This is a genomic window from Candidatus Cryosericum odellii, assembly GCF_003570935.1.
GTDB classification, from domain to species: domain Bacteria; phylum Caldisericota; class Caldisericia; order Cryosericales; family Cryosericaceae; genus Cryosericum; species Cryosericum odellii.
Map to the genome: position 1 here is coordinate 1 of NZ_QXIU01000120.1, position 22,202 is coordinate 22,202.

The following is a 22,202-nucleotide window of genomic DNA, read 5'->3' on the forward strand; positions in this document are numbered from 1 at the left end:
GGCGCAGCACCCCATCGACATCCTCATCTCGGCAGCGGTCGGCATCAGCACCATCCTCTGGTTCGAACTCTTCAAAGCGCTGAAACCCAAAGCGCTGGAGTAACGTCCCATCCCACAGAACTGGATGCGCATTGTCTGAACGAAGCAGGTGAGGGATCCCTCACCTGCTTCTTCTGTTATGACACGACGATGCCCACGATGAGGCGCCTCAGGTCCTCATTCTTCCGGGGACGTTCTCCCTCGGCGTCGATCATCTGGAGCAGATTAGCAAGATCCCGCAATCTGCCGGCGCGCTCCCACTCCCGTGGCAACTGCATGCCGGGAATACTCCGGTAGCCGCGCTCAAACGTCCGCCGCTCACGCTCACCGAAGTCCTCGCCATAGCGAAAGAACTGCGCTACGTCGGACAAGGGATGACCCGCCATCGCAAATTCCCAGTCCACGATGCCCGCGAGACGCTGATGGTCGACCATGATGTTGGTCGGACGGAAATCGCCGTGGACCAGCGCCGGATGGCTGTCCATGTCTTCGAGCTCCCATCTGCCGGCATCTACCATTTTGCGGACAGCCGCCGTCAGCTCCGGTCCCAGCCGGGCCGTCGCCCGCGGGCCGAGGAACAGCGAATACCACTCGGTTGCTGGAGGAAGCTGTTGTTTCACGTTCAAGCCGGCATCCAGGAATCCCACCGTACTGTACAAGTGCCTATGAATGGTAGCGGCAATACGCCCCATATGCTCGATCAATTCGTCGCCTGGACGAACTCCGGCATGCAGAGCATCCCGCAACGACATGCCGCAGACTAACTCATACAGCGCGAACGAGCTATGAAGAACCTCGTCATTACCCTCGTAATACAACTCCGGCATCGGCACCTCGTCCTTCAGGAGGTGCTGCAGTTGCCGTTCACCTGCGCAAGGGTTGTCCTCTGTGGAGAATAGCTTCAAGAGAAACCGCGTTCCGCCGGCAACCTGGACACGGTAGATGGATCCCCGACAGCCCTCCCGTATCGGTGTGACGGCTTCCACGGTCAGACGAAGATCACACTGATGGACCAGACGGGAAGCCGCGTCCCGGTCCAGTTCGACAAACTCCAGCGATCGTTCCCAGCAATCGTCCATGTTCGTCCTCCAGGGTATTTGGCACCGCAGCGCCGGCATGTTCATTGTACAACGCTTCCGACTGCCACGCAGCATGTTGTTGCATCCAGTCCGGTATGCGTCACACTGATAGCAGCAACCGGTTCGTCCGGCCTGGGAGGCAACCATGGCAACATCGACACTGACAAAGCTTGCAACGCGAGTCCGCTATGACATCCTGCACATGACGACAGAAGCAGGGTCCGGTCATCCGACGTCCTCGCTGTCCGCGACCGATCTGTTGACCGGCTTGTTCTTTGGCGGCACTTTCCGCTTCGACCTGGACCACCCGCAGAACCCATGCAACGACCGCATCATCTTCTCCAAGGGTCATGCCTCACCGCTGTTCTATGCGTTGTATGCAGCCGCCGGCGTCCTGTCGCAGGAGGAACTGCTCACATACCGCAGGATGGGCTCGCCCCTCGAAGGACACCCGACTCCGCGCTTCGCCTATGCTGAAGCGGCGACCGGCTCGCTCGGCCAGGGGCTGGGCATCGGCGCCGGCATCGCCATGAACGGCCGATATGTCGACAAGCTGCCGTACAACACCTATGTGCTGATGGGTGACAGTGAAGTCGCCGAAGGCTCGATCTGGGAAGCTGCGGAGCTGGCATCGCATTACCAGCTCGACAACCTGGTGGGCATCCTGGACATCAACCGGCTGGGCCAGCGCGGCGAAACCATGCTGGGCTGGGATCTGGAAACGTACGAGGCACGCTTCGCCGCCTTCGGGTGGCACACGATCGTCATCGAGGATGGACACGACATCGACGCGGTCCAGGCGGCCTATGGTGAGATCGACCACAGCTGCGGCCGCCCCACCATCCTCATCGCCCGGACCATCAAGGGCAAGGGTGTCTCATTCCTCGAGAACCAGGACGGGTGGCACGGCAAGACGCTGAACGGCGAGCAGTTCGACCGCGCAGTCCTCGAATTGGGCCCGGTCGACCTGAACCTTCACGGCACCATCGAAGCACCAGTCCAGGCCGTACCGGCGGTGTGGGCTCCCGTGCCGGTCGACCAGCCTGTGAGCGCCAAAGCGTTGTCACCGCGCGAAGCGTATGGGCGCGCCCTCGTGGGCATCGCGCCGACACACCCCGGGATGGTGGTGCTGGACGCAGAGGTCAGCAACTCGACATTTGCCATCACCTTCCGCAATGCCTATCCTGAACGGTTCTTCGAGATGTACATCGCCGAGCAGAACATGGTCTCTACGGCGCTGGGGTTCAGCACACGGGGCAAGATGCCCTTCGTCTCGACGTTTGCGGCGTTCTTCTCCCGCGCATTCGACCAGATCCGCATGGCGCAGTACGCCCTGGACCGTGCCAACATCAAGTTCGTGGGTTCACACGCCGGCGTCTCCATCGGGCCGGACGGTCCCTCACAGATGGGGCTGGAAGACATCGCCCTGTTCCGCACGCTGGTCGGCAGCGTCGTGCTGTACCCGGCCGACGATACCGCCACAGCAGCGCTCGTCCGGCAGATGGCCGATCACCATGGCATCTGTTACATGCGGACAACCCGGCAGGACCTGCCACGCCTCTACAAGACTGGGGAAGAGTTCCCCATCGGCGGGAGCAAGACCCTCCGCCACAGTGACGACGACCGCGTAACCCTGGTGGGCGCGGGGATCACCCTCCATGAAGCCCTCAAGGCGGCAGACACGCTGGCTGCTGCGGACATCCACGCCCGGGTGATCGACCTCTACAGCGTCAAGCCGCTGGACCTGGCGACACTGCACAAGGCAGCCGCCGAGACCGCAGCCATCATAACGATCGAGGACCACTACGCCGAGGGTGGTATCGGCGAAGCTGTGGCAGCAGCGCTGTCCGACGTCGCAACGCCGGTGTTCTCACTTGCGGTGCGCAAGCTGCCGATGAGTGGCAAGCCGGAGGAACTGCTGGCCTGCGAAGACATCGACGCTGCAGCTATCGTCCGCAGGGTACAGGAACTATAGCGACAGTCCACCGTTCTGGTGTCAGGCTCCTGATTTGGTGTCTAGCACCAGATCGCCGCGCAGCAGGTCCATGTAGAGGATATCGACACGCTTCCCGTCGCGGGCGCTCGCCTCGCGCAGACAACCGGCATCCCTGAAGCCCACCTTGTGGTATGACGCGACTGCGCCTGGATTGCAGGCAAGCACTGTCAGGAAGATCGTATGCATCTCCAGCATGTCGAACCCCACGGTACACAGGAGGCGCATTGCTTCCGTGCCATACCCGTGGCCACGGTGCTTGACGTCCCCGATGAGGATGCTCGCTTCACCCCTCCCCACGATGAGGTTGAGGTTCTTGAGCGCACACCTCCCGATAAGGTCCCCGGTCGACATCAGATGAATGCCAAACCGCCGGGCGTCGTCAGCTACGGCGGATTTGTCGTAGGAGGCCTGCATCGCTTCGAGACTGGGGGCTCTGCCGTACCCTTGCGTCAAGCGCGTCACTTCGCGGTCGTTGGCCCACTTCCAGTAGAATAGAACGTTGTCACACCGTTCAGGAGCCAGGAAGACGAGCTTCCCCTCGATCGCATGTGGCAGCATGTCCATTGCAGTCATCTCAATAGCCCGGGTCTTCCTCGAGTTGCGCGCGGTACCTGATCTTGGCCTGATACATGCGCTTGTCTGCAAGCTGCACCAGATCCTCTTCCTTGGGGTCGCCCTGCAGCGTAGCGATCCCTGCAGAACAATACACTGCTCCCATTGCTGTCAGGACTTGCGTCTCGATACTTGCACGCAGTCGTTCGAGCGTAAGCTCGGTCTCCCGCTGTGAGGTCTCTGGCAGGACGAGAAGGAACTCGTCCCCGCCATAGCGGATGACCTTGTCGATGGTGCGCAGAGACTTTCGCAATACTGCCACCAGCGCCTCGAGGACCCGGTCACCTTCGGCGTGACCCAGCCGGTCGTTGATGGACTTGAACTCATCGATGTCCAGCATGACAAACGACACGTCATGACCGTGCCGCCGGGCCCGTTCCAGCTCCTCCGCAACAATGCCGCCCATGGCATGACGGTTATGTGCTCCCGTGAGGCCGTCCAGCAGAGCCTGTTCGCGCAGGAGCTGCTTGATCTGCATGCTTGCCAGCATCAAGCCGACACCAGCCGCCAGGGGCGTCAGGTTCCGGATATCCTCGCGGGAGAACGCGCCCACCTTCTTGCTTTCGAGGTTCAGGACGCCAATGACCTTATCTCCCACCATCAATGGGAGGGCCAGGTCAGAGTGCCCACCCGGTACAGCGCGCAGGTAGAACGAACAGGTACGCACATCAGCAACGTTGACGGCATGCCGTAAACGGAACGCCCGTACAACCACGCTTACACGATCATGGACCGACAGTGCAAACCCATCGTACTCGCTCGTGTATCCCTTCTGCGCCCGCAGGACGAGGGACTCTGTCTCGTCGTCGTATAGCAGGAGCGCGATGTATTGATAGCCAAGGCGCCGCGCGATGCGCTCGACGACTGTGTTCATATATTCGACTGCACTTGTCGCGCGCTCGCCGTCAAGCGTCGTCTCGTGCAGCAGAGACAGGAAGTTCTCACGGTTCGCAGATTGCTGTTCTTTCAGGTACCGCGCGATGATCAGACTGATGAGGTGGATAAAGGGCCGCAGGGATTCGACGTCCTCGGGCTTCAGCCTTCGAGTTGATGTTTGCACGTTGATGATGCTGACCACGCGCCGGTCAATGATGATCGGAAAACCAACGTAGCTGACAATATCGCCGGGCCGCCGCCTCCAGTCGGGATACGCCCCGACATCCTCGATGAAGCACATCTCACGCCCACGGATGATGTCCAGGACGTTCCGCGGCAGTTCCCGGTTGAACCTGGCCTCGACTGTTCGAAGTACGCCCCACGGGATGCCGTTGGTGGCGTCGAAGTGCACACGCTGATTAAAGTCTACGCCCAGGACGGTCACCGAGCAGGACGGTATCGACTGGGCGATAAGATCCACCGCCCGCTGGACAGCTTTTCGCGGCGTCGTTTCCAGCAGTATTCGCTCCAGTTCATCGGTCTGGATAAGCATAGCGTTGTTCATGTGTAAACTTATTGTAGTTGTCCCCGGTCCGACTGCAACAACCTCGACTGTCCCCGAACGACCTCCGGAAATTCGGGATATTACTCCAAAGAGGTATCACATTACTACTGCTGTTGAGCCTTGACAGGCATTGCGAACACGCTAGCATGCTGGCTAAGGGTTGGATTACCAAGGTGGTCAGGGTGAGATGCTCTTGAAAGGCACCGTGTCAGCTGCTGTCCCAGGACAGACCCGGGAGAGGTGAAATGACCGCGAAATAAGGGAACTGTAATCAGGAGCGTTCTCACGTCAGGAAAATCGATTCTGGAAAGGGGAGAGTACACATGAAGAGACTCTGTTCGCTGGTACTGGCCATTGCGCTGCTGGCCACCATGTTCGCACCATTTGCTGCTGCACGTGCCGCCGGCTTCAAGGATGTTGCCGCGTCGTACTGGGCATTTGATGAGATCGCTGCCCTGGCCGCCAAGAAGATCATCGGTGGATATACCGATGGGACCTTCCGTCCTGAGGGCAAGGTCACCCGCGAGGAATTCGCCAAGATGATCGTCGTGGCGAAGAACCTTGCGCTCGTCAAACCCGCTCGTCCTACCTTCACCGACGTCTCATCTTCTCGCTGGTCCTACGGGTACATCGAAGCAGCCGTCAAGGCCGGGTACGTCAAGGGGGTCACGTCGACGACTTATGCTCCTGCTACCCCGATCAAGCGCCAGGACCTCGCTGTCCTGCTTGTCCGGTCAGTCGGCAAGGAACAGGCCGCTCTTTCGGCCCCTGTCAAAGCTGTCTTCTCTAATGACGAGGCGTCAGTTGGCACATACGCCCTGCCTGACCTTGCCTATGCTGTCAGTCCTGCAGCCCAGTTTCTGGTCTGGGACGTCAAGCGCAACATCAACCCGGTCAGCTCTGCCACGCGCGCGGAGTGCGCTCATGGCATCTACATGTCACTCTTCCCGCCCAAACAGGGCGGCAACCTGAGCATGGCCCTCACAGAGAACCCTGATTCCTTGTTCAATCCCTTGCTCACGTTGATGACAGCTTCGTATGTCGTCACTGCGAGCATGGAGGACCAACTCGTCATACAGACACCCAACTGTGCCCTGTATCCGTCGATGGCCCGTGAAGTCCCGTCAATTGCAAACGGACTGTGGAAGGTCAACGAGACCAACAATACCATGATCGTCACGTTCCGCCTGCGCCCCGGCCTCAAGTGGTCGGACGGCGCCCCTGTGACCTCCCACGACTTCAAGTTCAGCTGGGAGATGGTAGAGAACGACAAGATCAACGTCATCAGCCGCTACGTCGAAGACATGATCTCGAAAATCGACGACAGTGATCCCACCAAGGTTGTCGTCTACTACAAGAAGTTGTACCCGCTGGCCAACTATGGACTGTTTAATCTCTATCCAGCTCACCTTCTGGAGGCAGCCTACAATAAGAATCCCGCGGACATCAACTCCAGCTCCTTCAACCAGAAACCTACCTACTGCGGTCCGTACATGCTGGATGCCTGGGAACCCAACAACTACATCCGCCTCAAGGCCAATCCCCTGTATTTCGCCGGCCGCGCCAACTTCGATACGGTGACGTTCTGGATCATCCCGGATTCGAACACGATGCTCGCCAACTTCATGGCAGGCAAACTGGACGTTTCTATTCCCGGCATGGGCCTTGATGACCCTGACCAGGCCAACGTCCTGCGCCAACGCGCGGGCAACACATTCTTCGTCCAGTATATTGCTTCGGCATACACCGAGCACCTCGAAATCAACATGGACGTCTCGCAGGCTGCACAGGATGTGCGCGTGCGCCAGGCTCTGCAGATGGCGATCGACCGCGATGAGCTCAACCGTCGTGTGTTCCGCAGCTTCCGCGTCCCCTCGACCAATATCGTCCCCATCAACAACCCCTTCGAGCTGAAGACAGGGCTCGATCCGTATGCCTACAACCCAACGAAGGCCAACCAGCTGCTTGACGCTGCCGGCTACAAGAAGGGCGCAGACGGCATTCGTCGCGATCCCAAGGGCAACAAACTGCACTTCGTCATCTCAACGACGACATCAGCCGTCCGCGCTCGCGAGTTCCCCGTCATCCAGGCATACTGGAAGGCCATTGGCGTCGAGACAGAGTTCAAGCCCATGGCATCCGACAAGTTCTTCGGCGACATCCTGCCTAAGGGTGAATTCGACATGGGCTTGGCGTCCACGTCGGATGACCCCGGACAGCCCGTTGCCTACAGCAGGTGGCATTCTTCGCAAATCCCTACCGCAGCCAACGGCTGGGTAGGCACAGACCGGTTCCGCTTCAAGGACGCCGCACTCGACAAGGCGATGATGACAACCGTCACGACCGTCGACCCTGCGAAGCGTACTGCTGCTTTTTACGATGCTCAACGCATCATCAACAAGACCGTCCCCTGGATTCTTCTCACATGGGAGACCGACGTGCGCGTCGAACGCAAGACGATCGGTGGTATCGACTACTCCGTCGATTCTGGTACTGCTTCTTACACTTGGAATCTGCGGTACTGGTGGCGTAAGTAGCCCCGCGCAAGGAGTTTCAGTAAGCATCCGCTAGAAATCTACATTCCCAGGCTGCATACTGCAGCCTGGGAATGCCTGTCTTTTTGGGAGGTGGAAGTGCGAAACTTCATCACGCGGCGAGTGCTACAACTTATCCCACTGTTTGTCGGGATCTCTTTCATTACCTTCTGGCTGCTCACACTGCAGGGGGACCCGTTCCACCAGCTCCTCCTCAACCCACACATCAAGGCTGAGGACGTAGCCCGCCTGATGCACCAATGGAACTGGGACAAGCCATTTCTGGTCCGTTACTTCTACTGGGTCAAGGAATTTGTCACGAGCACCTTTGCCCCAAGTCACGGCAATGGGTGGGGGTTCTCGATCCTGGCACCCGGTCAGACGGCACGCGCCCTCATCCTGCAGAAGATACCAATGACGCTGACACTGGGCATCTCGTCCTTGATCTTCGCGTTTGTCATCGCCCTGCCCCTCGGCATTTATTCCGCCATCCGCCAGTACAGTATCGGTGACTACGTCGGCACATTCTTCGCGTTCTTCGGGATGTCGATGCCGGCATTCTGGTTCGGCCTGATGCTGTTGCTTCTGTTCGGCCTCAAGCTTGGCTGGCTTCCGATCGGAGGCATGCACACGGACCTGCTGACCGTGAGCGGCAGCCAAGTCGATTTCTACGCCGCGCCCTGGATCATGCAGTTTGCTGACCGGGCAAAACACCTTATCCTGCCGGTCGTCGTGCTGAGCCTGATGGACGTCGGCTCGTGGATGAGGTATATCCGCAGCTCGATGCTGGAGGTCATTCGCCAGGACTATATCCGCACCGCGCGCGCCAAGGGAGCCCCCGAGCGCACCATCCTGTTCAAGCATGCGCTGCGTAACGCCATGACGCCCATCATTACGCTCATCGGTCTGTCCTTGCCGACTTTGCTGGCAGGCGCCATGATCACGGAACAGGTGTTCAGTCTGGATGGCATGGGCCGCCTCACGATCCAAGCTGTGCTGGGCAACGACATCTTCGTCGGCATGGCCATCGTCATGATGGACGCGATCCTCGTGATGTCCGGCAGTCTGCTCGCCGACATCCTCTACGCGGTGGTCGATCCACGCATCCGGTACAGTTAGGAGGCTGCCATGCCCGAGCCCTCCTCCCCCGAAGTCATGAATGATGAACCAGTGCAGAATGCGACGGCCGCGTCAACATCAATGTGGTCAGCCGTCTTCCGTCGTCTGCGCCGCAACAAAATGGCTATGGCCGGTCTGGTGATTATCATCCTCGTCGTACTCATGGCCGTTCTTGCCAAACCGCTCTCGATGGGCAATGATCCCTACCGCATGCTCAATGTCAACGAGGCACCCGTTGAAATCGGCCGCCCTGAGCTCATGCCTCCCATGCCGAGCCACATTCTTGGTACGGATGAACTCGCGCGCGATGCATGGTCCCGGCTGCTGTACGGCGCCCGCGTCTCCCTGTTTATCGGTATCGTCGCAAGCTTCCTCTGTATCGTGATCGGCACGATCGTGGGCCTTATCTCCGGCTACTTCGGCGGATGGGTCGACATCCTTGCTATGCGCTTCACCGACATGATGCTCTGTATCCCGTCTCTTGTCCTCATGGTCATCCTGTCGGCCGTCTTGAAGGGCGGCGTCTTCCAGCTAATCCTGGTCATCGTCACCTTTGGATGGATGAGCAGCGCTCGACTGGTCCGGGGTCAGGTACTGTCACTCAAGGAACAAGAATATGTCGAATCCGCCCGCGCAATCGGCGCCTCCGGCTGGCGCATCATGTTCAACCACCTGCTGCCAAACACAATGGCGCCCATCATCGTCAGTTTCTCGATGTCCATCAGCGGCACCATCATCCACGAGGCGTCACTCAGCTTCCTTGGCCTGGGCATCCCACAGCCCATTCCGAGCTGGGGCAACATGCTCACCAACTCGCAGAACTACATGTTTTCTGCTCCGTGGCTGATCTGGTGGCCAGGCCTCGCCATCTTCGTCACCGTGCTGGGGTTCAACTTCCTGGGGGACGGCCTGCGTGACGCACTGGACCCACGTCTGAAGCTGTAGCCACACATATAACACATCATTGTGACACAGGGACCGGAACTGAGATGGGTTCCGGTCCCTGTGTGTACTCCTATGAAATCGAGGAAGACTACCCGCGATCCGGCAAACCCGAGGCAGTGAACTCTGCCCGCACCCGTTGACGCAAGTCAGCATCGGTCAAGAGATCATATCCGGTCATAGCCAGACCTTTTGCCGCAAGAAGGACGACGTCGTCGGCCCGTGAACTGGCTGCCGCCGCACAGAACACGTCCGTGTGGGCCAGTGTCCCCTCGGGCGCGATCCATAGGTACTCATGGATACTGGGTACCAGCAGTGACACGTTGCCGATATCTGATGAGCCGGTCGCCGCAGTGGGGTCCGGCTCGTTCATCTTCTCGCCCAGGCTCTCCATATTGGTCTTGAACGTATCGCCCATGACATGGTTCGGATGACGCTCAGCATAGATGAGATCCGTCGTAAAGGTCAGCTTCGCCCCGGTGATCAGCGCCCCCGCCTCCGCGGCACGCCGTACGTCCTCGATCATCTTCTTGAGGAACCGGCGTGAATCCGCCCTGGCCGTGAACTCTGCCACTGCGTGGTCACAGATGATGTTGGAGGCGCTGCCGCCCGCAGTGATGATACCGTTGATCGTCGGCCGTTCGGTCAGCGCCCACGCCTGCCTCACGGCATCGATGCCGTTGAACGCTGCGATCAGCGAGGCCAGCGCGTTGATGCCGTCCTCAGGACCGGCGGAGTGTGCGCCCCGTCCGTCATAGGTGATGTTGATGGTCACCGCAGCCCGCCCGCCTCTCTTGACCAAATTGGTGGTGTCAGGGTGCACCATGAGGGCAAAATCGACATCGTCGAAAGCTCCGTGCTCGGCCAGGATAATCTTGCCACCGATAGTCTCCTCGGCCGGAGTCCCGATGACCACGACGTCGCCGTCCATCTCGTCCATGACAGACACCAGCGCGATGCCGGCACCCACGGAAGACGCCGCAATAACGTTGTGACCGCACCCATGTCCGACACCACGCAGGGCGTCATATTCCGCGAGGAAGGCGATGCGCGGCCCGGCAGACCTGCCATGACATGTTGCACGATATGCCGTTTCAAGACCACCATACGGCGTCTGGACTTCAAAACCGTGATGTTGCAGCACCTCAGACTGCCACTGAACGGCGTGGTGCTCCTGCATCCCCAGCTCGGGGTCGTCATGGATTCGGTGACTCAGCTCCAACAGTTCAGTCCGGGCATCATCAGCCGCGCGCAAGACTGTATCCTTCATATCGTTCCTCCTTCACCAGACGCGAATTGTGGTCGCGTGGACGGCATAACCGTTCGCGTGGCAAGATCAAAACGCTGACCCTCAGTCAGCACGTGCATCGTCAGTCCGACGCACCTCAGGCTGCCGCCTCGACCGATGCCCACGTCCGTCGCGTGGGCATCGTCCAGCACGATGACACAGCTCTTGCCCAACACCTCGAAGCGCCCGCCAGCGACGATGATCGCCGTCGACTCGTCGATGCCGATACCCAGCAGGTCAGGATGCTCGAGGACAACGCTGATCAGGCGGTTCTCACGCTTGCGCCGAACGAAATGTTGGTCGACAACACAGCCTTCAAGGAAGCCGAAGCCTTCGGTTGTCTCGATGTTCCCCAGCTGGATCCGTGAGAAGGCATCGATCGCATCTCCCTCGTCGGGGCTCACGACACCGGGGTTCTGGAGTTCGTTGCCGCTCAACATGACCCGACTCATGACCGCGGCCCCCGCGCTGGTGCCTCCGACAACAGCACCCCGCTCATATGCCTTCCGGATAGCAGCCAGCGTGGATGTCCCCGTCAGGCAATCGCGCAGCCGACTTTGGTCACCGCCGATGAAATAGATGCCGGCCGCTGAGCGTACCTCGTCCACAGAAGGTGATGCAAGGGTACGATCCAGAACAGTCACGTGGGTGCAACCAAGACTCTGCATTTCCTGTTTCATGCGTTCGCCCTGCTCCACTGGTGTTGTGCTGGCAAACGGAACAATGACGACTGGAGCATCAACTCCCCCGCACAGATCAATGTACGCACGCATCATGGACACAGATCGCAGCCCACCTCCGATGATGAACAGGCTTCCGGCCGGACCAGCGCGCCGCTCAACTTCCTTGTCACTCACGTCTTTTCTCCCCTCAGCCCGACAAACTTATCCACAGTGCAAGGACAAACACTAGGCACTGCGAGATGTCCGGAAACGCCCCTCAACATGATGTACCAGAGGAATTACCCAGTTGTGTTACAAGATAGGAGACCTATTTCAGTGTGACCTCTTGCGAAGACGAGGACCGCTCACGGACATCCTTGATCGCTCTGGCAGCCACGATCCCTACGGCGCGCACGGTTGCCTCCGCCTTGATATCGGCGTCGCGGACCACGTGCATGACGCGCGGCACCACGTTCACGACCTTCGCTACTCGACTGGAGGCTATGGCGGCCTTGTCGGCAAGATGGTTGAACTGCGCTTCAGCGGACTGGACAGCTTCGGAGACCTTGGCGATCTCGACACCGGCAGCAGTCAACTGCTCCTGCATTTCGGTCACCTTGGGAACAACCTGACGCGCCACGCTCGCTATCTTGACAGCTATGAAGATGAAAGTGCCTGCAACGCACAACGATGCGCCGCCGATCAATATGACGAGTACCCACAATGGGTCCATGTGCTACCTCCTCAGCGCCAACTGGCGTAATTTTTAGTATAGCGCAGCACGCGACTCATACCACAGCCGGTCGTGGCTCGCAGCGATAAGATGATAGTATACCCACGTGAACATCGGAACTGGACCTGCGATTTCTGCTCTTGAAATATCGTCTCACTGTGGCACCATATCATCGGAATAAGAGAAGATCCTTTGGCAAGGAGAAGACTATCGTGCGACGTGGCAGTGCCAGACATAGACCAGATGCAACCACCGTACCCGGCTCGACGCTCGGGCTGGACATGATGCAGGAGATTCGACGCGCAAGCCGCGGACTCGCATTTGCGGTTGTGGGCTATATTACCATCTTCATCGTCCAATTGACCAGCTACTTCATCACTCACATGCTGGCCGTCCTCGCACAGGCGTTTGCGACACTCGCCAACGCCGTGGTGGCTGTTGTCGTCCTCCTCGCCCTGGCCTGGTCGCAGAAACCGGTCGACATGTACCTGAGATGGAGGAGGGGCCGCAGGCGCAACGCTGCCGCACTTATCTCCGCGACATTCATCATCCTGTTCCTGAGCGTCGGTACCCTCTGGAGGGCACTGGCGACCCTGATCCGTGGCGGCGCATTCAGGACGGTCAACCCTGCCCTCGCCATCGCGGTACTGGCGGTAGGCATGCTGCTGGTCAACATCCCCCTGTTCGACATCGTCCGAAGTGCCAGAGAAGGCTCATCGATACGTCTGCGCCTCCTGTCGCTCATTAAGGATGAGATCTGCTATGCCGCTGGTATCGTGGGCATCGCCCTCGCGGCTGCGGGTCACACATGGGCCGACCCTGCCGCGTCGTTGCTGATCGGAGCCGCCATGAGCGTCGGTGCAGTCCTGCTGATCCGCGACTGCATCCTGCTGCTCAGGAACCGTCCCGCTCGACCCTCGACGACCGGCTGACACAAGCTCGCTCCACACCTCATATCCCCTGCTTCCTGCCGCTCATCTCTGTTGTCGGCACACCCTCGTTAGAGAGATAACCTAGAAAACTCCTCACACGTCACCAATACTTGCATGAGAGCCACTACAGAATCATGACGGTCGTTCAAGATTAGCAGTCTTGTCACGAGACTGCTAATGCGTATACCATTAGATGTAACCGGAAGCCCTGAACGGCAGCCGGCGACTGTATATGAAACGATGACCGGTGTATACCGGAGAGAAATGACAACAATAGAGGAGGCACCACGATGTATTGCGATACCAATACGAACCCTGTCACGATGAGTGATTGCTGTTCCACCCCGACCTTGACCAACATGTTTCCCTACCGCATGAATGCCGTGCTGCGCGCAGCCGGACGGTCAGGGCGCCTGCCCGCCACAGACATCAAGCAAGACGCCACCAAGTATGTTATCCTCATGAACATGCCGGGCGTGACCAAGGAGCGTGTCGCCATCACAGCTGAGGACAACGGCCTCAGCATCCAGACGGCCGCAGAGGAGAAGAAGGAGGACGAGACCCTGAAGACCGTGTACCGTGAGCGCATGGGCGGAATCTACGAGCGCAAGTTCCACTTCGAGGAACCTGTCGACATCGAGAATGTCACTGCCCATATGGAAAACGGGGTACTCGAGTTGACAGTGCCCAAGAAAGCCCAGAACACGGACACCAAGACGATCCACGTAGACTAGCACGCGCTGGTCTGTACTACCAACACGACGCCCCGGTCAGGACAATGGCCGGGGCGTGCTGCTTTGGCAGGCACCACAGGTATTGCCGGTCGTTCCCCCCGAGCATGTTAGTCCAATGCCCCCGAGTATTTCAGTTCAATACGAGGGGTGCTTCTGAGGGGCGCTCTGCCGCGAAGGCACGAATGACAGTTCAGTGGACGATTGACGTCGCGTCACAGCCTTCTTGACAGGAGTAACGTTCTGCTCCATTATTATGGAAGAAGTTTAGTAATACTGGAGCAGAACATGATTGGCTCTCGTACACTGGAAGCAATTGCAACAATGCCCGTCGTCACCAAGCAGAACCTTGGTGTCCTCCTGGGTGTCTCCCCCGCCACGCTCGATTATCGCGTCCAGCGCATGCAGACCACGGGGGATCTCCTCAGACTGCGCAGCGGTCTCTATGCACCGACAGCGGCCTGGCGAGCAGCGCAGTCCAGCCCCGAGCAGACACGGCGATACCTTGAATATCTCTCGGGCATCGTGCGCGCTCCCTCTTACCTGTCGCTCGAGTATGTCCTGGAGAAAGCGGGCATGATCCCCGAATCGCCGTTTGCCCTGACCTGCATCACGACCAAGACTCCTCGCATGTACGCGACACCCCTCGGGAGGTTTGTCTACCGGAGCATCCGGAGCGATCTGTTCACAGGATATGGTCTTGAGGCATATCATGGCCTTGAAGTCCGCATTGCCTCTCCCGCCAAGGCGCTGTTCGACATGCTCTATCTACGGCCATTCAGCACGTCGAGCGCGATGCGTTCCTACCTGCTCGAGACCGGGCGGCTCAACTGGGATGCGTTGCGCCCGTCGGAGAAGAAGAGGCTTGTCGCAACTATCCACACCAGCGGCGTCCCAAAGATGAAGCGCATCCTGTCGATTCTGACCGCGGAGGGAATCGTATGATTGAGGAACGACTTGCGTCCATCATGGCTCAGTCAGGCAAAAGTTTCAACCCTCTCTTCCTGCGCACCAGATTGAAAGAGGTCCTGCAGGATGAGGTTCTGGCCTTCGTCTACAACCATCCGCAGTATCGAAACTACCTGTTCACCGGTGGCACATGTCTGCGCAAGCTATATGGACTCCCCCGACTGTCCGAAGACCTGGACTTCGATGTCCCTGGGCAGCCAGACGTTGTGTCGTTCGTGGCAGATCTCCGGGAATACGTCAGCAAAGCGCTCCAGTATCGTCACATGACCACGAGAGTCAGTGGAAACGGGACGTCGGTCACGCTGGTCTTCCCGATCCTGCAACAGCTGGGGCTGGTCCACTCGTCTGCTGACACCCCCAACCTCCTGCTTCGCTGTGACATTGCAGCTGAACCAACCGGTATCTACGGCACACAGGTGAACCCTGTCAGCACAGCCAAGACGATGTTCTTCGTCCGGGCGTACGACCTCCCCACACTCTTCGCCAGCAAGCTGGCTGCCTTCCTTGGATGGGACTACACGAGAGGATCCTCCCAGACACAGCCATTCAAGGGACGTGATGTCTTTGACCTCATGTGGTTTCTTCAGAAAGCGCAACAGCAGGAGTGGAAGCTCCAGCCGCTCTGGCCACGAGTTCTTGCTCTGCTTGGAGCAGACAGCGCAGTCAGCGTCGTCCGGAGTGCAGCAGACAAGGCAGCATCTCTCGATGCCCAGCAAGTCGCCGCTGACCTGCGGCCCTTCATCGAGACTGAACAGGAACTTGAAGCCTTCAGCACAAACATGCACGAGGTCCTCCCCGCACAACTGAAGGCACTGGAGGAAGCATTACTCACAAAATAGGATGGCCAGTTCACGTAACATGCCATCGCCGCACCTCCCTGTCATTCCCCCCCGAGGACTTTTGTTCAATCCGAGGAGCGTATTTCCTGAGCATTTCTTTTCAATGCCCCCGAGTATTTCAGTTCAATACGAGGGGTGCTTCTGAGTGGTGCTCTGCCCCCCGAGCCCTTTGGTTCAAGGTGAGGGGTGCTTTCCCCCGAGCCCGTTGGTTCAAGGTGAGGGGTGCTTTTGGCGAAGGCGGGAATCCAGTCTTGTCAGGATGATGCGGGAGCTTGACCCGCAGTCCCAGAAGGGCTACAGTACAGGCAGGGCTCCCGTTTCATGGAAGGCTCTGCGGAGGTGATTGCATGGACGACGAGAGACTGTACACCCTTGACGAAGCACACGGCGAGTTCGCCAGTCAGCTGAACGGGGAGGTCTGGGAACTGCTGGATACCACAGACCGCTCGAGTGCAGACGACGAGTGCATGCTGTATGCCGCCTGGGCGTCGGCGTACCACTGGCTGCAGGCTGGGACCGCCGTCCATCACCAGCGCGCCGAGTGGATGCTCTCGCGCGTGTACACCGTGCTGGGAGACGCACCGGCGGCCATTGCGCACGCCAGGCGCTGCCTGGAGCTCACGGAGACCTCTCCGGGTGAAATGGCGCCGTTCGACCTCGCCTACGCCTGCGAGGCCATCGCCCGTGCAAATGCTCTGGCAGGCAACGAGCCCGAGGCGACCCGCTATCTCGAGCTTGCACGCGAGGCCGGCACACGCATTACCAACACCGAAGACCGACAGATCTTTGAGGGGGACCTGAACAGCGGCAACTGGTACGGCATCAGCTGAACGGAGTGCCCTCCTGTCGCCAAAGGACGAAGATGTTCCTTTGCGGCTGGAGACAGCACCTGACGGGCACCGCCCGGGCCTGGTCGTATCGCACATATCACCGACCACTACACGACAAAGGAGATGATTTCTATGCCTCCACATTGTGACACAATGGACGGACCGGTCGTCAAGGCCGCCCGACAGGCCCTGGCCGCAGGCAACGTCAAGCTCATCCTTCCCTGGGCCCCCCAGGACGCCGAAGCGGAACTCAGCGAAGCCTTCCGGAGGACCATGGCTGTGCGCGACAAGGGCGCCGACGCGCTCTTGCTAGCGGACCAGTGGTTTTTCGAGACTGCCGTGCGGCTACACCGTACTGGCGAAGGCGAGCCCTATACCGGGGTCAAGCCCGCTGGACTCGACGAGGGACCTGTTATTCCCCGCGCCGAGCGGGCGATCGAGGACAACGACACCGCCGGGCTCATCGCCTTCCTGACCGGCGCCGTCGAGGAAGAGATTGGCAAGCGGTTCGCCCAGGTCCGAGCCACCCGCTCCTACGACCCGGATGATGTCGCCGCTGCACGCAAGTACGTAGGGGCCATGCTCGACCTGCTGACTTATTCCAACAAGCTCCATGTCTTCATCCGTCACGCCGGCGGACACGGCGAGGGAGCCGAAGAGCACCACCACTGACCCGCATAAATGTCATAGTCGTATGAGCAAGACGACGTCGGGCGGTCGACGAACACAAGGCCGCCCTGCGCCTATACTGTCACTGGGACGGGGAGGCAGAAACGTGGCAAGAATCATCGGTACAAGCGGGGCATGGAAGGACGTACTGGTCATGGCACGCACGGCCGGTATCGTCGTGGACGAACCGTCCGACGTTGGTATCCAGCTGGCTCGTGCCCAGAAGGTCCTGTATCAGCAGGATACGCTGGCGCGGGACGACCTGGCACTCCAGCAAGCCGCCCTGGAACACGATTTGGCAGAACAGCGATCCACCAGTGCCGAGGACATTGCCCGCATTCATGCCCGCTCTGGGCAGGAGACGGCACGCTTGGCTGGCAGCTCAGACCCCGAGAGTTTGCGTGCGGCGACCCGCCTGTGGGCCGGGTTGTCCCGTCTGAGTCGGCAGGCCCAGGAACGCGCGCAGGTACGCGTGAGGTCACGTGCCGTCCTTCCCGCTGAACGTGCCCTTGAAGATTTCATCGCCGACCGCGACACCGAGGTCGCGAGGCGTGTCGAAGGCGCCCGCCGCATCGTCAAGGGCGTCGAAGTCCTCGCCCATTCTGGTGTCCTGGCCAATGCTATCGCAGAACGTGCGGTCATCAGGACGCTCAACACCCTTCCGGACGACTTCGTCCTGATCAACGACCTGCACCTCAGCACCAACCAGGACGTTCCATTCGAAGACAGCTACCTGAAAACAGCGCAGTTGGACCACCTTCTTGTCGGCCCCCCGGGTCTCTATGCCATCGAGACCCGGAACTGGAGCAGTACTGTCGCCGCAGACGGTGACGAAGCGGACCCCGTGCTGCAGGTAACGAGGGCGTCCTTCCTCTGCTCCCATATCCTGAAAGACGCGGGATGCGACCAGATCGTCCGCTCTGTTGTTGCCTGTGGAGGTGCTCCGCCCACCCGGTCGGGTGGAGCCCATGTCGCCATCATGCCCACTGCACGCCTGCTCGCATACGTCCAGTACGGTTCCCCGCTGGTATCGGTCCAGCAGATTGCCGACGTCTGCAGGATCCTGACTTAGGATCGCCAGAACGAGCAATGAACGTCGTAGCAGCCCTGTGGGCCAGACCACAGTTGTCAGCCGTTCCACCTTCACAATCGAATGTACGAAACCTCTATATGATGCGTATAGAAAGTAGAAAGTACAGGGACGCGAAGGCGCTCCATGGAAAGGAGAAATGATATCTATGATGGAATTTGGCAGATATGGTGGGGGACGAGGTATGTTTGGTTTCGGGGGTATGTTTCTGGGCCTGCTGTGCCTGATCTTCTTCATCGCGGTCATTGTCTGGATCATTCGTATGGTGACGTGGAGACGACATGGCATGAGTTGCGGTATGCATGGTATGCACGGCATGCACGGGATGTATGGCATGTATGACGATCACGGCCCGATGCACGGCATGCAGGACGAAGCTCTGGCTATCCTCAGGAAGAGGTTTGCTGGAGGCGATATCACCAAGGAAGAGTACGAAGAGCGACTGAAGGTCCTGAACGGCGAGAAGCAGCCGTAACAAAAACACTCACCCCTGTGCCCATTTGCGGCACAGGGGTTTTTGCATGTCCCGGTCAGGCCGACCCTGACCTCAGTTCCCTAGACGCCTGACAGCTCGCCCAGTTCGACGTGCTTATCGGGCCGTTGCTCCTCTATCAGACCAAAGCTGTTGCCTTCCGTGTCCTTGCAGGTCACCATGCGTCCCACCCCGGGGCTCGTGTGGATGTCGCCCACGATCGTACCTCCGGCAACAGTGACACGCGCCATGGCCTCTTCCAGCGACGCGACACCCAAGGTCAGGTTCGTGTCGACGCCCTCGTCCTTGGACGGTGCAAGACCCCCGTTGATACCGGGTTCGCGAGGAGCACCCGTCGTGATGAGGTAGTACTCGGTCGGTCCATTCCATTTCTCCACGGTCCAGCCAAACGCGGTCTTATAAAATGCAATCGCACGTGCCGGGTCTGCCGCCCCCAAGTCAAAGTGAATCGGTCGTGACATGTCACACCTCCCGTGATTTCAGGCCTCCTGGGCCTCTAACCCAACCATACTCCACACCCCGCAACATGCAAGACCATCCTTGACATTCACGTCACAATGCGCAAAGTTGTGACGACGTACGGGAACCAGAACCCGCCAGCTCTCGTCAAACTGGCAGAAGGATGGTGACCCGCAAGGGCCGCCAGATGGAGGTGACACCGATGAAGAGACTACTGATCGTACTCCTGATAGCTGCACTGGCAGTCACGCTAAGCGTGCGCCAGGTGAACGCGGCCGGCCCACCCGTTGGTATCCGCTACGCGCCGCCAACGGTGACGCTGGCGACCGGTAAGCTGTCGTACGTACCGGGTGAGGCCATCGACTGGCGCTACACCCTCTACAACGGCAACGACCAGCCTCTTGTCCTGACCTTTATGACATCCCAGGTCTACGACCTTATTCTGCGACAGGGCGGCAAGGTGATTGCCCGATGGTCGACCGGCCAGATGTTCGCAGACATCGTAACCAGCCGCACCGTCATGATGGGCGAGACCATGGAGCTCAATGGCTCGTGGCAAGTGCCCGGGAAGCTCGCTTCCGGAACGTATGAACTAGAGTTCGTGCTGACCAGCACAACAACCGAACCGACCGGTACGAAGACGCAGTTCGCGGTCGGCCAGACAAGCACCCGAGACCTAAGCGTCAGCTTTACGACGGACAAACTCATCTACCGCGTGGGAACAACCATCACGGTCAAGTACACAATCACGAACCTGACCAGCAAACCACTCGTCCTGACCTTTCCCAGCACCCAGCAGTATGACTGGACCATCACCGATGCCAAAGGTAATCTCTTCTACCAGTGGATGGCCAACAAGAAATTTGCGGCGGGCGTCACGCACCTCACCATTCCTGTTGGGACCAGTAATAGCTTCGAAAGTTCGTGGGACATCCCGCGCGACCTCAAGCCCAATGGCTTCTACATTCATTTCACCGTGCTGGACGACAGCCTCGGCGTTCTGAAGACGCAGCGAGCCGCTGTTCTCATGGGCAGCACGCCCCCTCCACTCTAGATGCAGACGCCCCCTCAAGTGGGGGGCGTTTTTCTTTCCTGTCCCTGGTCTGTCATTCCCCCCCGAGTATTTCTTCTTCAATACGAGGGGTGCTTCTGAGGGGTGCTTCTCGACGAAGGCGGGAATCCAGCTGCCCGCCATGCATGTGCTGGCCAGCCATGTTCGCATGCATGGGTGTCCCCTGTACCACGCTTCACTTGCATTGTTGAGGCTATTGTGTACAATACCCCCATGAGGTGATGCCAATGGCATCAGGAGGTGACGCCAATGTACAGAACACGCTGGATGGCAGATCGATTGCAGCTTTCAGACCATGTCTTCCCCGTCCTTGCCCTCACGGGCGCCCGGCAGACTGGCAAGAGCACTCTCCTGGCTAATGAGCCAATGTTCGCCGATTACCTGCACGTCAACCTGGATGACCTGACCACCATGACCCAAGCCCATAACGATCCACAGGGCTTCGTCAACCAGGCGGACCGCATGGTTATCGACGAGGCACAGCGTGTGCCAGACCTCTTCATCACCGTCAAGAAAGCAGTCGACGACGATCGGTCGCGTCGCTTCGTCCTCAGCGGCTCTGCGAACTTCCTGCTGCTCCGGCAAATCCACGAGAGCCTGGCAGGACGTGCGGGGTACAGCGTCCTGCGTCAGCCCACGTGGAGCGAATGGCAGGGCACAGGCAAACCGTCCTGGGTACTCGACCTGTTGAACGGCACCTTGTTACCAGAGCAGGACACACCACCCGTCCCAGATATCAAGATAGTCCTGTTCACCGGCTGTCTGCCCGGCATCCGCGACGGCACACCCGCCGAAGCCGCCCTCTTCTGGGAGAGTTACATCCAGACATACATCGAGCGTGACTTGCCCGGCATATCGGCAGTCGCTTCGATGATCGACTACCAGGCGGTCATGCGCATGATCGCCATCACGACCGGATCCCTGCTGGAGTACTCCTCGGTTGCGAGCAACGCCCATGTCAGCGCCTCGACTGTCGCGAGGTACGTGGAGACACTAAAGACAGCTCACCTGCTGGATCTGGTCCCCCCTGCTCCTCTCGCCAGCGTGACATCTGTCCGACGCAACTGGAAGTCCTACTTGTTTGACACCGGATTTGTCTGCTCCCTGCTGGGCAAGAGAACACCAGAATCCATTGATGACACACTGGCTGGACACCTGTTCGAGGCGCTGGTCTGCACAAGCATCCAGGCGCTCGCGGACCTGGACAGTCTCTCGATCTGGTTTGTGCGCACGCGTCGCGGGCCCTTGCACGAGGTCGACTTCGTCGTCGAACGCGACCAGAAGAAGACTGCCATCGAGGTCAAACTCAGCGACCATGTCACATGGTCCGACACGGAGCACCTGCGCTGGTACATGGGCCAGGAGCCGGCATGCCCCGCGGCCGCCATCATCTATACCGGCACACGCGTCCTGCACCTGGCCAGGAACATCGTCGCGGTGCCCTGGACCATGCTGTAGAGACGCCCCGAGGATTCGACACGCCCCCGTCCTCCCTGCACCCTTCTGTCATTCCCGCTTGCATTTGTCATTCCCACGCAGGCGGGAATCCAGCTTGTATCCGTCATTCCCCCCCGAGCCCTTTTGTCCAAGGCGAGGGGTGCTGTCGGCGCAGGCGGGAATCCAGCTGCCTTCCGTACGTGCCTCCGCGATCGGTGTCCTGACTGCGTGAATAC

General features: G+C 59.3%; 21 protein-coding genes. 14 read left to right on the plus strand and 7 right to left on the minus strand.

The features are described 5' to 3' along the window. Positions 1-176: 176 nt before the first annotated feature. A complete protein-coding gene (locus SMC5_RS05050) occupies positions 177-1,118 on the minus strand; it encodes a phosphotransferase family protein (RefSeq protein WP_165848983.1) in 942 nt (313 codons plus the stop codon). A gap of 145 nt (positions 1,119-1,263) precedes the next feature. On the opposite strand from SMC5_RS05050, the gene SMC5_RS05055 reads away from it, so the two are divergent. Beyond that, a complete protein-coding gene (locus SMC5_RS05055) occupies positions 1,264-3,093 on the plus strand; it encodes a transketolase (protein ID WP_119119854.1) in 1,830 nt (609 codons plus the stop codon). Positions 3,094-3,114: 21 nt separating this feature from the next. On the opposite strand, the gene SMC5_RS05060 is transcribed toward SMC5_RS05055, so the two are convergent. Both SMC5_RS05060 and SMC5_RS05065 read right to left on the minus strand, forming a co-directional pair. Then, positions 3,115-3,678 carry a GNAT family N-acetyltransferase gene (locus tag SMC5_RS05060; RefSeq protein WP_165848984.1) on the minus strand — a complete coding sequence of 188 codons (564 nt, stop codon included), beginning with the start codon at positions 3,676-3,678 and terminating at the stop codon, positions 3,115-3,117. 10 nt (positions 3,679-3,688) lie between these two features. Continuing rightward, positions 3,689-5,167, minus strand: a complete 1,479-nt coding sequence (locus SMC5_RS05065; RefSeq protein WP_119119856.1) for a sensor domain-containing diguanylate cyclase — start codon at positions 5,165-5,167, stop codon at positions 3,689-3,691. A 323-nt stretch (positions 5,168-5,490) separates the two neighbouring features. On the opposite strand from SMC5_RS05065, the gene SMC5_RS05070 reads away from it, so the two are divergent. The 3 genes from SMC5_RS05070 (at position 5,491) to SMC5_RS05080 (ending at position 9,765) form a co-directional block, all read left to right on the plus strand. Then, entirely contained in the window at positions 5,491-7,704 is a 2,214-nt protein-coding gene (locus SMC5_RS05070; protein ID WP_119119857.1) for an ABC transporter substrate-binding protein, read from the plus strand. A 96-nt stretch (positions 7,705-7,800) separates the two neighbouring features. Then, on the plus strand, positions 7,801-8,820 hold the full coding sequence (locus tag SMC5_RS05075; protein ID WP_119119858.1) for an ABC transporter permease: 1,020 nt from the start codon (positions 7,801-7,803) through the stop codon (positions 8,818-8,820). Between the two features lie 9 nt (positions 8,821-8,829). Then, on the plus strand, positions 8,830-9,765 hold the full coding sequence (locus SMC5_RS05080; protein ID WP_207799086.1) for an ABC transporter permease: 936 nt from the start codon (positions 8,830-8,832) through the stop codon (positions 9,763-9,765). A gap of 88 nt (positions 9,766-9,853) precedes the next feature. Here SMC5_RS05080 and SMC5_RS05085 read toward each other — a convergent pair whose 3' ends face one another. From SMC5_RS05085 to SMC5_RS05095, 3 genes are all read right to left on the minus strand, one after another. Next, complete coding sequence (locus SMC5_RS05085; RefSeq protein ID WP_119119859.1) at positions 9,854-11,032, minus strand: amidohydrolase; 1,179 nt, start codon at positions 11,030-11,032, stop codon at positions 9,854-9,856. Next, positions 11,029-11,907, minus strand: coding sequence for a cyanophycinase (locus SMC5_RS05090; protein ID WP_119119860.1), 879 nt, complete (start codon positions 11,905-11,907; stop codon positions 11,029-11,031). Before SMC5_RS05090 ends, SMC5_RS05085 begins: the two co-directional genes overlap by 4 nt. Positions 11,908-12,040: 133 nt before the next feature. Beyond that, positions 12,041-12,445, minus strand: coding sequence for a hypothetical protein (locus SMC5_RS05095; RefSeq protein WP_119119861.1), 405 nt, complete (start codon positions 12,443-12,445; stop codon positions 12,041-12,043). A 212-nt stretch (positions 12,446-12,657) separates the two neighbouring features. Between SMC5_RS05095 and SMC5_RS05100 the strand changes: the two genes are divergently transcribed. The 8 genes from SMC5_RS05100 to SMC5_RS05135 all read left to right on the plus strand — a co-directional run bounded on the left by SMC5_RS05100 (position 12,658) and on the right by SMC5_RS05135 (position 18,980). Beyond that, positions 12,658-13,377, plus strand: a complete 720-nt coding sequence (locus SMC5_RS05100) for a cation transporter (RefSeq protein ID WP_119119862.1) — start codon at positions 12,658-12,660, stop codon at positions 13,375-13,377. A 290-nt stretch (positions 13,378-13,667) separates the two neighbouring features. Further along, positions 13,668-14,111, plus strand: a complete 444-nt coding sequence (locus SMC5_RS05105) for an Hsp20/alpha crystallin family protein (RefSeq protein WP_119119863.1) — start codon at positions 13,668-13,670, stop codon at positions 14,109-14,111. Positions 14,112-14,396: 285 nt separating this feature from the next. Then, positions 14,397-15,053: a type IV toxin-antitoxin system AbiEi family antitoxin domain-containing protein gene (locus SMC5_RS05110; RefSeq protein WP_119119864.1), complete on the plus strand. Its 657-nt coding sequence runs from the start codon at positions 14,397-14,399 to the stop codon at positions 15,051-15,053. Then, positions 15,050-15,916 carry a nucleotidyl transferase AbiEii/AbiGii toxin family protein gene (locus SMC5_RS05115; protein WP_119119865.1) on the plus strand — a complete coding sequence of 289 codons (867 nt, stop codon included), beginning with the start codon at positions 15,050-15,052 and terminating at the stop codon, positions 15,914-15,916. The genes SMC5_RS05110 and SMC5_RS05115 overlap by 4 nt, the downstream gene beginning before the upstream one ends. Before the next feature lie 347 nt (positions 15,917-16,263). Beyond that, on the plus strand, positions 16,264-16,746 hold the full coding sequence (locus SMC5_RS05120) for a hypothetical protein (RefSeq protein WP_119119866.1): 483 nt from the start codon (positions 16,264-16,266) through the stop codon (positions 16,744-16,746). Positions 16,747-16,878: 132 nt separating this feature from the next. Then, positions 16,879-17,418, plus strand: a complete 540-nt coding sequence (locus SMC5_RS05125; protein WP_119119867.1) for a DUF6448 family protein — start codon at positions 16,879-16,881, stop codon at positions 17,416-17,418. A 103-nt stretch (positions 17,419-17,521) separates the two neighbouring features. Beyond that, entirely contained in the window at positions 17,522-18,487 is a 966-nt protein-coding gene (locus SMC5_RS05130) for a nuclease-related domain-containing protein (RefSeq protein ID WP_165846256.1), read from the plus strand. 166 nt (positions 18,488-18,653) lie between these two features. Next, complete coding sequence (locus SMC5_RS05135; protein ID WP_165848985.1) at positions 18,654-18,980, plus strand: SHOCT domain-containing protein; 327 nt, start codon at positions 18,654-18,656, stop codon at positions 18,978-18,980. Positions 18,981-19,060: 80 nt separating this feature from the next. Here the strand turns inward: SMC5_RS05135 and SMC5_RS05140 are convergent, their stop codons facing one another. Next, positions 19,061-19,459: a VOC family protein gene (locus SMC5_RS05140; RefSeq protein ID WP_119119870.1), complete on the minus strand. Its 399-nt coding sequence runs from the start codon at positions 19,457-19,459 to the stop codon at positions 19,061-19,063. Between the two features lie 200 nt (positions 19,460-19,659). Here SMC5_RS05140 and SMC5_RS05145 point away from each other — a divergent pair, with 200 nt between their 5' ends. Together SMC5_RS05145 and SMC5_RS05150 are read left to right on the plus strand one after the other, a co-directional pair. Next, positions 19,660-20,511 (plus strand): BsuPI-related putative proteinase inhibitor, encoded by an 852-nt coding sequence (locus SMC5_RS05145; RefSeq protein ID WP_165846257.1) that lies wholly within the window; start codon positions 19,660-19,662, stop codon positions 20,509-20,511. 267 nt (positions 20,512-20,778) lie between these two features. Beyond that, positions 20,779-21,987, plus strand: coding sequence for an ATP-binding protein (locus tag SMC5_RS05150; protein ID WP_119119872.1), 1,209 nt, complete (start codon positions 20,779-20,781; stop codon positions 21,985-21,987). The last annotated feature ends 215 nt before the right edge of the window (positions 21,988-22,202 follow it).

What these genes read in the sequence shown, in the direction of transcription:
- SMC5_RS05050 (WP_165848983.1), bottom strand. Translation starts at nt 1,118, where the DNA reads ATGGACGATTGCTGGGAACGATCGCTGGAGTTTGTCGAACTGGACCGG.
- SMC5_RS05055 (WP_119119854.1), top strand. Translation starts at nt 1,264, where the DNA reads ATGGCAACATCGACACTGACAAAGCTTGCAACGCGAGTCCGCTATGAC.
- SMC5_RS05060 (WP_165848984.1), bottom strand. Translation starts at nt 3,678, where the DNA reads ATGGACATGCTGCCACATGCGATCGAGGGGAAGCTCGTCTTCCTGGCT.
- SMC5_RS05065 (WP_119119856.1), bottom strand. Translation starts at nt 5,167, where the DNA reads ATGAACAACGCTATGCTTATCCAGACCGATGAACTGGAGCGAATACTG.
- SMC5_RS05070 (WP_119119857.1), top strand. Translation starts at nt 5,491, where the DNA reads ATGAAGAGACTCTGTTCGCTGGTACTGGCCATTGCGCTGCTGGCCACC.
- SMC5_RS05080 (WP_207799086.1), top strand. Translation starts at nt 8,830, where the DNA reads ATGCCCGAGCCCTCCTCCCCCGAAGTCATGAATGATGAACCAGTGCAG.
- SMC5_RS05085 (WP_119119859.1), bottom strand. Translation starts at nt 11,032, where the DNA reads ATGAAGGATACAGTCTTGCGCGCGGCTGATGATGCCCGGACTGAACTG.
- SMC5_RS05095 (WP_119119861.1), bottom strand. Translation starts at nt 12,445, where the DNA reads ATGGACCCATTGTGGGTACTCGTCATATTGATCGGCGGCGCATCGTTG.
- SMC5_RS05105 (WP_119119863.1), top strand. Translation starts at nt 13,668, where the DNA reads ATGTATTGCGATACCAATACGAACCCTGTCACGATGAGTGATTGCTGT.
- SMC5_RS05110 (WP_119119864.1), top strand. Translation starts at nt 14,397, where the DNA reads ATGATTGGCTCTCGTACACTGGAAGCAATTGCAACAATGCCCGTCGTC.
- SMC5_RS05115 (WP_119119865.1), top strand. Translation starts at nt 15,050, where the DNA reads ATGATTGAGGAACGACTTGCGTCCATCATGGCTCAGTCAGGCAAAAGT.
- SMC5_RS05120 (WP_119119866.1), top strand. Translation starts at nt 16,264, where the DNA reads ATGGACGACGAGAGACTGTACACCCTTGACGAAGCACACGGCGAGTTC.
- SMC5_RS05125 (WP_119119867.1), top strand. Translation starts at nt 16,879, where the DNA reads ATGCCTCCACATTGTGACACAATGGACGGACCGGTCGTCAAGGCCGCC.
- SMC5_RS05135 (WP_165848985.1), top strand. Translation starts at nt 18,654, where the DNA reads ATGATGGAATTTGGCAGATATGGTGGGGGACGAGGTATGTTTGGTTTC.
- SMC5_RS05140 (WP_119119870.1), bottom strand. Translation starts at nt 19,459, where the DNA reads ATGTCACGACCGATTCACTTTGACTTGGGGGCGGCAGACCCGGCACGT.
- SMC5_RS05145 (WP_165846257.1), top strand. Translation starts at nt 19,660, where the DNA reads ATGAAGAGACTACTGATCGTACTCCTGATAGCTGCACTGGCAGTCACG.
- SMC5_RS05150 (WP_119119872.1), top strand. Translation starts at nt 20,779, where the DNA reads ATGTACAGAACACGCTGGATGGCAGATCGATTGCAGCTTTCAGACCAT.